General features: G+C 52.7%; 10 protein-coding genes and 1 pseudogene. 4 read left to right on the plus strand and 7 right to left on the minus strand.

Annotation, left to right across the window (positions count from 1 at the left end; translation table 11 throughout):
• From ON064_RS14705 to ON064_RS14725, 5 genes and pseudogenes are all read right to left on the minus strand, one after another.
• Positions 1-274: pseudogene (locus tag ON064_RS14705) on the minus strand (hypothetical protein); the annotation flags it as partial.
• Positions 275-296: 22 nt separating this feature from the next.
• Entirely contained in the window at positions 297-1,067 is a 771-nt protein-coding gene (locus tag ON064_RS14710; RefSeq protein WP_274625359.1) for a LamB/YcsF family protein, read from the minus strand.
• Entirely contained in the window at positions 1,064-2,044 is a 981-nt protein-coding gene (locus tag ON064_RS14715; protein WP_274625360.1) for a 5-oxoprolinase subunit C family protein, read from the minus strand. Before ON064_RS14715 ends, ON064_RS14710 begins: the two co-directional genes overlap by 4 nt.
• Positions 2,028-2,726 (minus strand): 5-oxoprolinase subunit PxpB, encoded by a 699-nt coding sequence (pxpB, locus tag ON064_RS14720; protein WP_274625361.1) that lies wholly within the window; start codon positions 2,724-2,726, stop codon positions 2,028-2,030. The genes ON064_RS14715 and pxpB overlap by 17 nt, the downstream gene beginning before the upstream one ends.
• Positions 2,727-2,974: 248 nt before the next feature.
• Positions 2,975-3,820, minus strand: a complete 846-nt coding sequence (locus ON064_RS14725) for a transporter substrate-binding domain-containing protein (RefSeq protein WP_407951622.1) — start codon at positions 3,818-3,820, stop codon at positions 2,975-2,977.
• 180 nt (positions 3,821-4,000) lie between these two features.
• Here ON064_RS14725 and ON064_RS14730 point away from each other — a divergent pair, with 180 nt between their 5' ends.
• The 3 genes from ON064_RS14730 to ON064_RS14740 are packed head-to-tail and all read left to right on the plus strand — an operon-like array spanning position 4,001 to position 7,154.
• On the plus strand, positions 4,001-4,651 hold the full coding sequence (locus ON064_RS14730) for a TetR/AcrR family transcriptional regulator (protein ID WP_274625362.1): 651 nt from the start codon (positions 4,001-4,003) through the stop codon (positions 4,649-4,651).
• Positions 4,648-5,553, plus strand: coding sequence for an ABC transporter ATP-binding protein (locus ON064_RS14735; RefSeq protein ID WP_274625363.1), 906 nt, complete (start codon positions 4,648-4,650; stop codon positions 5,551-5,553). Before ON064_RS14730 ends, ON064_RS14735 begins: the two co-directional genes overlap by 4 nt.
• Positions 5,553-7,154, plus strand: a complete 1,602-nt coding sequence (locus tag ON064_RS14740) for an ABC transporter permease (RefSeq protein WP_274625364.1) — start codon at positions 5,553-5,555, stop codon at positions 7,152-7,154. The genes ON064_RS14735 and ON064_RS14740 overlap by 1 nt, the downstream gene beginning before the upstream one ends.
• Before the next feature lie 113 nt (positions 7,155-7,267).
• Here ON064_RS14740 and ON064_RS14745 read toward each other — a convergent pair whose 3' ends face one another.
• Together ON064_RS14745 and ON064_RS14750 are read right to left on the minus strand one after the other, a co-directional pair.
• Complete coding sequence (locus ON064_RS14745; protein ID WP_274625365.1) at positions 7,268-7,957, minus strand: LrgB family protein; 690 nt, start codon at positions 7,955-7,957, stop codon at positions 7,268-7,270.
• A gap of 2 nt (positions 7,958-7,959) precedes the next feature.
• On the minus strand, positions 7,960-8,289 hold the full coding sequence (locus ON064_RS14750) for a CidA/LrgA family protein (protein WP_274625366.1): 330 nt from the start codon (positions 8,287-8,289) through the stop codon (positions 7,960-7,962).
• A 334-nt stretch (positions 8,290-8,623) separates the two neighbouring features.
• Here ON064_RS14750 and brnQ point away from each other — a divergent pair, with 334 nt between their 5' ends.
• On the plus strand, positions 8,624-9,997 hold the full coding sequence (gene brnQ, locus ON064_RS14755; protein WP_274625367.1) for a branched-chain amino acid transport system II carrier protein: 1,374 nt from the start codon (positions 8,624-8,626) through the stop codon (positions 9,995-9,997).
• Positions 9,998-10,006 lie beyond the last annotated feature (9 nt).

Below are 10,006 nucleotides of genomic sequence, written 5' to 3' on the forward strand. Positions count from 1 at the left end.
ACGCCAGCACGTAGCCAAGGCCTGGCAGCACATCATTGGCAATGTCTTGTGCACGTTTGCCTGAAATGGCGATGATGCGCCAGATATTCGTTTGCGCACCGATATCGATGATGATGGAAATGAGGATGACAAAACCGAATGAAGCCAATAAGGTTTCAGTGAAAACGGTCGTTTGGGTCAAGAACCCCGGCCCGATAGCAGAAGTCGCCATCAGGAAGGCAGCGCCGAGAAGCACGCTGCGGTTGGTGTTTTTCATCTTTTTGACATTGTTCATGGAAGTTCCTCCTTAGGCGGTGTTAGACGATTTTCTGGATATGTTGGATATCGATTCCCGCCTCTTTCAAGGAACTGGAAATATGCAGCGCGAACTCTTTCGCGGTCTTGCCGTCGCCATGAATGCAGATCGTTTCTGCCTTCAGGGCGGTTTCGGTGCCTTCTGTGTTGATGACTTTATTTTCTGTGACCATGCGGATGACTTGCTGGATCGCAGCGTCCGGATCGGTGATAAGCGCATTGGACTGGCTGCGCGGCGTGAGTGTTCCATCCGGCTGGTAAGTCCGGTCAGAGAATACTTCATTCGCTGTGCGCAAGCCGATCCGGTTGCCGGCTTTGATGATCTCGCTGCCCGACAGGCCAAACAAAACCAGTTCCGGATCGATTTTATAGACCGCTTCTGCGATCGCCTCGGACAGTTTTGCATCACCCGCTGCCATATTGTACATGGCGCCGTGCGCTTTGACGTGCTGCAATTTGCCGCCCTCAGCTTTCACAAATCCATAGAGCGCGCCGATTTGGTAGATGATAAGATCGTATATTTCCTGCGGCGTGACGGCCATATGGCGTCGCCCGAAGCCGGCGAGGTCCTGAAGTCCAGGGTGGGCGCCGATGCCGACATTTTTCTCGAGTGCGAGTTTAACGGTTTCGCGCATTGTGGCCGGGTCACCTGCGTGAAAGCCGCAAGCGATATTGGCGGAGGTGACGTAGTCGAGGATCACCCGGTCGTTGCCGAGTGTATACGTGCCGAAGCTTTCGCCCATGTCACAGTTCAAATCTACTTTGTGGTTCATGTCCATTCCTCCCGTTTCATTTGGATAGCAATTTTCAATTGGCGGATCTGCTGTTCCTGCTCGATATAAAGCTGTTGTGCATCATCCGCGGATATGTGGCGGAACTTGAGCGATTCGCCGGGTTTCAATTGGCTGATCAGCGGCAAGTCGACCGATGCGACTTGGCCGATCTTCGGGTAGCCGCCGGTCGTCTGACGGTCGGCGAGCAAGACAATTGGATTTCCGTCTGCCGGCACTTGAACGGAGCCAAACGCGACCGCTTCCGAAATCAATTCTTCCTGCTTTTCGAGCGCCAGCTCAGGGCCTTCCAGACGATAGCCCATCCGGTCCGAATTGGCAGAGACGGTAAAGGTTTCCTCGAATATGCGCAAGCGGCTCGTTTCATTAAAGAGCGCGTATTGCCGGCCTGGCATCATCCGGACGATTGGCTGTTCATGGTAGCGGGCAGGGGGGATAAGCCAATCCGGCGTTTGGGCGTTTTGGTTTTTCAAGGCATTCAAGCGTGCAGGCGAAATGGGGAGCGTCTTTAAACTGTCGCCATTTTTCAGCGCGCGCCCTTGAAAGCCGCCTATGCCTGCCCGTAAATAGGTCGAGTAGCTATCCATGACGGGCGGAACGTCAAAACTGCCGGCTACCGCCAAATAACTGCGTGCGCCGCGTTTCGGTTCGCCGAACGACAAGACGCTGCCTTTTTGGACGAAATGGCCACGCCACATGGCTAGTGGCTCGCCGTCGAGTGAAGGGGATAGGTCGCCTCCGCAAATGGCAATGAAATGGTCGGCTTCGAACTCGATGACCGGCCCGGATAAGGCAATTTCCAAGGTCGGGGACGTTTCCGCGTTGCCCGCGAGCAAATTGGCGATGCGGTGGGCAAACGGGTCCATGACGCCGCTTGCGATGACGCCGTAGCGCTGGAAACCTGTTCGGCCGAGGTCCTGGACCGCGGTCTGCAGTCCGCTTTTACGAATGTTCAGCATCTAACTTCGCCTCCTGTTCGCGATATTCGGCTTCATCGATCTGCGTGAAGCGGATTTCATCGCCTGCGCGCAGCAAGCTCGGAATGTCTTGTTCCGGAACGAACAGGCGCAGCGGCGTCCGGCCGATCAACTGCCAGCCGCCCGGTGTTTCGATCGGGTAAACGCCGGTTTGCATGCCGGCGATCCCGACGGTACGTTCCGGGATGCGCAAACGCGGCGATTTTCTGCGCGGGGCGGCAATTTTTTCGGACATGCCGCCGATGAACGGAAACCCTGGGGCGAAGCCGATCATGTGCACGCTGTATATGCCCGACGTATGAATTTCGATGACTTCTTCTTCGGTGAGGCCGTTATGCTCCGCGACAAAGCTGAGATCAGGGCCGAAATCACCGCCATAGCAAACCGGGATTTCGATTTGACGCGGTGTGGGTGCTTCGACCTCATCCAATTTTGCGATCAAGAGCCGCAATTCCTGTTCGGCTTCCGCTTGTTTGAGTCGGCACGGATCGTAGAACACTGTCACGGTCGTGAACGCCGGGATGACTTCGATCAGCCAATCCGGTGCTTGCTTTTCCAGAAGCGAGGACAGTTTGCGCACGGCTTGTTCCGATTCTTTGTTGATAATGGTGCCGGTTTCGATGACCAACGCCTGTTCGCTGAGCGGGGAAAATGTGAATTCCAAAAAAGTTCACCTCATCTGCAGATTATTCTAAATACTTTAACAGTATAATGCTTTTCACTAGTGAATGAAAGTGGAGTATAGTCGGAGTTTATTAAATGGATTTAACATTAATTGGCGGAAATCGGTGAATGGAATCAATAATTTGGCCCAGCGAACAGGAGGATTGTGGAAATAGAAAAAGGAAGCGCTTTCGAAATGGAGGTAGAGAATGCTATTCAAATAATAGCATTTTATAAAAACCCTAAAGCTTATTCTTCAATTTCGATCGGTTGCGTCACATCGGCTCCGTCAAAGAACTCAGCGGAAATTTCAGCGATGGTGCCGTCTTCAAGCATTTCATCAATCGTGTTGTTGACGTTTTCGACCAGTTCATCGTTGCCTTTGTTCATGACCATGCCGCCTTCAGAAGGACGGTATTTGATCGTCGGATGGATGACGATGTCGAGTTCTGGGAATGCTTCGATGGCGAGCGTCTGCAAATAATAATCGTTGAGGATGACATCAGTGCGGCCGATTGCCACGTCACGTAAATAGGTTTCATTCGTCGCGTTGTCATACGTCACTTCTTCAGCGCCGTAAGAACGGGCTGTCTCCATATAGACGGATGTTGAAGCGCCGGCTGCTTTTTTACCTTCGAGATCTTCGAGCGTCTCGATGCCGGAAAGATCGCCTTCGCGGACGATGGCAGTACCGTATGAATATTTGAACGGCGTGGAGAACACGAATTTCTCCTTGCGGTCTTCGTTGATCTCGATATCGTTCGCTGCGATATCAACTTGGCCGGTCTGGACGGATGTCATCATCTCGTCAAAGCCCATTTCAGAGAATTCCACTTCGAGTTCGAGGCGTTCAGCCATTTCACGAACCACTTCGACTTCAAAGCCGGTCAATTCATCGGTGCCTTCCTCGCGGTACGAAGTCGGGTAAAGGGTACCGGATGTCGCAACGGTCAATGTGCCTTGTTCTTGGATCTCGTCCCAAGCACTTGCAGTGTCAGCGGTTTCTTCGCTGTCACTGCCGCATGCGGACAAGGTAAGTGCTGCGGCTGCAGTGAGTGCGGCGACAGAAAACTTAGGTGTCATGATTTTATTCAAAAGAAGCTCCTCCTGTCTTGTCATACTTATGTAAAACATAGCACGACAAGCGCTTTCAGGAAAGCGGGAATGCTCTTGAAAATGAAGTTTCAATTGTCTGATTATTTAATTTGACCAGGGTGGTCGAAGGGTGTATATTTAAGTCGACCAGGGTGGTCTAATTGCGTGGGATAAGAGGAGGTGGACATCATCATTGCTCGATTTGAAAGTTTGGAAGAAAGCAAGCAACACACCATCCGCCAGGCAGCGCTCGAGGAATTTGCGGTGCATGGCTACAAGAAGGCGTCGACCAACCGCATCGTTAAAGCGGCAGGGATCGGCAAAGGAATGCTGTTTTATTATTTCACCAGCAAGCAGGAGCTGTATGAGTATTTGGTGAAGTATAGCCTTGAATTCATCCAGAGCCGGTATTTGGATCGAGTGGATGCAGGGGAGCCGGATTTGATCGAACGGCTCACGCAGCTGGCCCGCCTGAAAATGGAAGCCCAAGCGGAAAACGAAGAAGTGTTCAAGTTTTCGGCTGTTTTTTTGCAAGAAGGCGAAACGCATTTGCCAAAAGAGCTGGCAGCGAAAATAGAGGAATTGAAGCAATCCGGCTATCAGCTTATGTATGAAGGCATCGACCAAAGCCGCTTCCGCAAAGATGCCGATCCGGAGAAAGTGTTCCATTTGATCCGTTGGTCGATCGACGGCTACCAGCAGGAGCTGCTCGCCAGGTTGACAGGGCAAAAACTTGCCGAGATTGATTTCGCGCCGTATTGGGAAGAATTCTATGCTTATTTGGCCATTTTGAAAAAAAGCTTTTACGAAACGGAGGAGGAATCGCGATGACGGTCGTCAAAACACAAGGGCTCAGTAAAACCTTCGGGGATTTCAAAGCGCTGGATGGTGTCGACATCGAAGTGAAAGAAGGGGAAGTTTTCGGCTTTATCGGGCCGAACGGGGCAGGGAAGTCCACGACCTTGCGCGTCTTGCTCGGCATTTTGAAAGCATCCGAGGGCAGCGCTGAGATTTTCGGAAAAGATGTTTGGAAAGATGCGGTCGATATCCATAAACGGGTGGCGTATGTGCCGGGTGACGTCAATTTATGGCCGAACTTGACCGGCGGCGAAGTAATCGATTTGTTTGGAAGGTTGCGCGGCGGCTACGACAAGGCCCGGCGCGATGAACTGATTAGCCGTTTCGGGCTCGACCCGGGCAAGAAATGCCGGACCTATTCAAAAGGGAATCGCCAAAAAGTAGCGCTGATCGCCGCCTTTTCCACAGATGCGGATCTTTATATCTTCGATGAGCCGACTTCAGGACTCGATCCGCTTATGGAGCGCGTGTTTTCCGAATACGTTCACGAGGCGAAAGCACAAGGCAAGAGCATCCTGTTGTCGAGCCATATCCTGTCGGAAGTGGAAAAGCTATGCGACCGGGTAGCGATCATCCGCAAAGGGCGCATCATCGAAACCGGGACACTGAAGGAAATGCGCCATTTGACCGGATCGCTAATGTTCATTGAAACCGACAAGCCGATACCGGATTTGGCGGAACTTCGGGGCGTGCATCGTGTGCAGGTGTTCGACGGCGGCTGGTCGTTCCAAGTGGACGCCGATGAACTCGATGCAGTGGTCCGTCATTTAAGCGCATTTGGCATCAAGCGGATGGAAAGCCGGCCGCCAACGCTGGAAGATTTGTTCATCCGCCATTACGAGGAAACGGAGACAGGAGCGGGAGGTGGCGTGTGATGAGCCAGCTTTTTGACCATACATGGAGTTTGATGCGTTTCATCCTGCGGCGCGACCGCGTCCGGTTGCCGATCTGGATTTTGTCGTTTGTTTTTGTATCGGCAGGGATTGTCCTCGTCTTCGACAATTTATACGGAGACGATATCGAGCGGCAAGCCATTGCGGAAACGATGGAAAACCCGGCCATGGTCGCGATGGTCGGGCCCAATTACGGCGGGGCGGATTATACGACCGGCGCCATGACGGCTCATGAAATGCTGGTCATGACCGCGGCGATTGTCGCCTTGATGAATATCCTGCTGGTCAGCCGCCATACGCGCGGCGACGAGGAGGAAGGGCGGCTTGAGCTTGTCCGTGCGCTGCCGGTCGGGCAGTTGTCCAGTTTAACGGCGGTGCTGCTGGTGCTGACAATTGTCAATACACTGCTTGCGGTATTGACCGGTGTTTCAATGGCAGCGCTGCAAGTCGAGAGCGTTGACCTTCACGGTTCGCTCTTGTTTGGGGCAGCGCTCGGTGCGACGGGCTTGTTCTTCGCGGCTTTGACAGCCGTGTTTGCACAGCTTACACAAAATGCCCGCGCGACGACGGGCTTGTCGATCGCCGCTTTGCTGGTGTTTTACATGATCCGTGCGATTGGCGACGTCATGAGCGAGGCCTTGTCCCTCACTTCGCCGCTCGGCTGGATCCTGCGCGCCAAGCCGTTTGTCGAAAACCTCTGGTGGCCGGTGATGCTGTCGGTCGGTTTGGCGGTGGCGTTGTCCCTATTAGCGCTGTATCTGAACAGCATCCGTGATCACGACTCCGGCTTTTTGCCGACGCGTGCTGGCCGTACGCAAGCCCCGGCGACGCTTCGCGGGCCGTTCGGCTTGGCGTGGCGGCTTCAGCGTACCGGGTTGATTGCCTGGGCAGTCGCTTTGTTCATCCTGGGCATTTCGTATGGGTCGGTGCTCGGTGAAATCGAACGCTTTTTTGAAGGCATCGATTTGTTCCAGCAATTGATCGTCGAGCAGGAAGGCTTTAGCTTGATCGAGCTGTTCATACCGGTGCTGTCTTCGGTCATGGCGATTCTCGCCTCGATCCCGGCAATCATGGTGATGCTGAAAGTGAAGACGGAAGAAAAGAATGGGCGCATGGAACACGTCATCGGCCGCTCGGTTTCCCGCTGGCGCGTGGCGTTCAGCTATTGGCTGCTTGCCGCATTGACGGCGATTACGATGCTGTTCTTGACCGGTAGCGGGCTCGGCCTCGCAGGCAATGCCGTGCTCGATGAAGACTTGCCGCTGGGGACGTATATCGGCGCTTCGTTTGTGTATTTGCCAGCAGTGTTGATCATGATCGGTTTGGCGCTCGTGTTCATCGGCTTTTTGCCGAGTTTTGCGAGTGTCATCTGGCTCTACTTAGGTCTATCGTTTTTCGTTGTTTATCTGGGCGAGCTGCTGCAGCTTCCGGATTGGGTGGAAAAGCTGACGCCTTACGGGCATATTCCAGCAATTCCACTGGATGAGGTCAATTACGGCGTGCTCGCGCTGATGATTGCAATCGCTGTTCTCCTGTCTGTGGCAGGGGCATACGGTTTCCGACGGCGTGATTTGAAGACTTGATTTCAGGGGTGCTGGAGGCAGTGAAGCTTTAGTGAATAAATTTAAAAATCCCCAGCGCGATGATGCGCTGGGGATTTTTGTATTGAGTGAATTCAGTTGATCCTGAAAGCAGGCTAAAGCAGCAGCCAGGCAGCGAGTGGGCTGAGCAAGGCGCCAAGAACGGCAGCCAAGGTCATTGCTACAGAACTCATCGAGGCATCTTCCGGCCCGTATTCGAACGCTTTTGCTGTGCCAAGCCCATGGGCAGAAGCGCCGAGGCCGATGCCTCGACCGATCGAGGAATCGATGTTCAATAACTGCAGCAAATACGGCCCAAGCAGGATGCCTGTGAAGCCGGCGACCATGACGAATACAGCGGCCAGCGATGGGATGCCGCCGATTGTGGTCGCGACTTGCATGGCGACAGGCGTTGTCAATGATTTCGGCAAGACCGTCAAGATCAATTCTTCCGTAAAACCGAGCCAACGCGTAAAGAGCGTGCCGCTGACGAGGCCTGCGATGACGCCGGCGACAATCCCGGCAGCGATCGGGACCAGGTTTTTCTGGAGCAATTCACGATGCTTATAGAGCGGGACGGCAAGCGCGACGACAGCGGGACCGAGAAAGGCTGCGACCCAGTCGCCGCCTTCCATATAGGTTTCATAAGGGACGTCGAACAGGATCAAAATAGCTACGAGCGCTACCGTCGCGGTAATGACGGGATTCAAGGGCGTTTTACGAAAGCGCAAGTACACGAAATTGGCGATAACGTAAGTCGCTACGGTCAGGACCGAGAACACAATGGCTGCGGGAGTGAATGCCATGATTACGATTCCTCCTTTTGCGCTGCGCTTCGATTCGCAATGTACTGGCTTGCAAAGCCGGCAGCCGCCATCGTGATGAGCGTACTGATGATCACAATCGGCAGCAGCAACACGCCTTTGCCGGAAAATAAGGGGCCATAGTCAACGACCGACCGTGCGCCTGCGTCTATCCATTCCAATGGATAGATTTTCAGCAATAAAGCGCTGAACAATAGCAAAAAGCCGATGATGCTGCCGGGCATCGGCAACTGGAGCAAAGCTTGAATGGCTTCGCCGATCAGCAAAAAGCCGTACAGGACAAGCAATTGCAAAATGATGCGTACGATCTTCATTGGGCATCTCCGCCTTCCGGTCAGTTTTGGAAAACGATGGACGTCTTCATATATGTAGATATTTTACAGCAATCGACTGGAAATGCGAGCCCATAGCTTCGGGAATTGAGACGGAATAACTGTAAGGAAAGGAAGAAAATGTTATAGCACGAAAGCTCTATATAACAAGGTTTCAAGTGAATAATGAAATTTTCCGAAAACAAGTATTTAACACTTGCATTTTGTAGAGGATGTTGTAGTATTACCTTATGCAATATATCGCATACAATTATTCGTTAATAGTATTTCGGGATAAAGAAGAATGAATATTCAAAAAGTAAGGGAGTTAGTAAGTATGGACAGCAAATTATCGATGAAGGCTTATCTTATCATTGGGACAATGCTTTTCGCATTGTTTTTCGGGGCAGGGAATTTGATCTTCCCGGCACAGCTCGGACAATACGCCGGTGAAAATGTATGGGTGGCAATGGCTGGTTTCTTGACGACAGGGGTCGGCTTGCCGCTTCTCGGCATCTTGGCGATCGGCTTTTCAAAAAGCCGGGACTTGCAGGATCTCTCAAGCCGCGTGCATCCGGTATACGGCTTATTGTTCACGGCCGCGCTTTATTTGACGATTGGGCCGTTTTTCGCATTGCCGCGGACAGCAGCCGTTTCCTATGAAGTGGGCATCGTGCCATTTATCGGAGACGGATCGATTACGATCGGTTTGATTGTCTTCTCGCTCATTTTTTATGTGGTTTCTTTATTGTTGTCGTTGAATCCGACGCAAATGGTCGACAGCATCGGTAAATTCCTGGCTCCGGCCATCTTGATCGTCCTTGGTGTTTTGCTAGTCGCGGCGTTCGTCTCTCCGATGGGCGAGGCTGGCCCTGCACAAGACGGGTACGCAAGCGGCGCCTTTTTGACCGGCTTTACGGAAGGATACAACACGATGGATGCGCTCGCTTCGCTCGTGTTCGGGATTATCGTTATTTCAGCGGTCCAGAAAATGGGCGTCACGTCATCTAAAGGCTTGCTGAAGGCCACGCTTCTCAGCGGTGCCGTGGCAGCTGCATTGTTGGCTGTCGTTTACACGGGAATCGCTTTCCTTGGCGCGACCAGCACTTCTCAGCTGGGCCTTTTGGAAACCGGCGGGCCGGTTCTGAGCGGGGCTTCTGAACATTATTTCGGCACATTCGGCGCTATGCTATTGGCCGTGATCATTATCTTGGCATGTCTTACAACAGCAGTCGGCTTGACTGTCGCCACTTCAGAATTTTTCCATAAGCTGACACCTGGCATCAGCTACCGCACGTATGTCTTTATCTTCACCATCTTTTCGTTAGTGGTAACGAACGCTGGACTTTCGAATATCATCACGTATTCCATTCCGGTATTGATGTTCTTGTATCCACTCGCAATCGTCCTGATCATGCTGGCGTTTATGTCGCCGCTTTTCAACCACAGCCGCCTCGTCTACGTATCGGCTATCGGCGTGACGTTCTTCATCGCGATCGTCGACGGATTGAAAACTTTGACAGGCTCGCTCGGCATTGAAAATCCGGCTTGGCTTCAAAGCATCATCGACTTTTATGCTGAGGTCCTGCCGCTTTACGGCGACGGGCTCGGCTGGCTAGTGCCGGCTTTGGCCGCTATCATCGTTTCAGGTGTGGCTGCCCGTTTGAGAAACCGTGGAGCAGCGGAATCTCCGGCATTTACAAATCGCTAAAAAAAAAGC

This window comes from Planococcus sp. A6, assembly GCF_028823615.1.
Lineage (GTDB): Bacteria > Bacillota > Bacilli > Bacillales_A > Planococcaceae > Planococcus.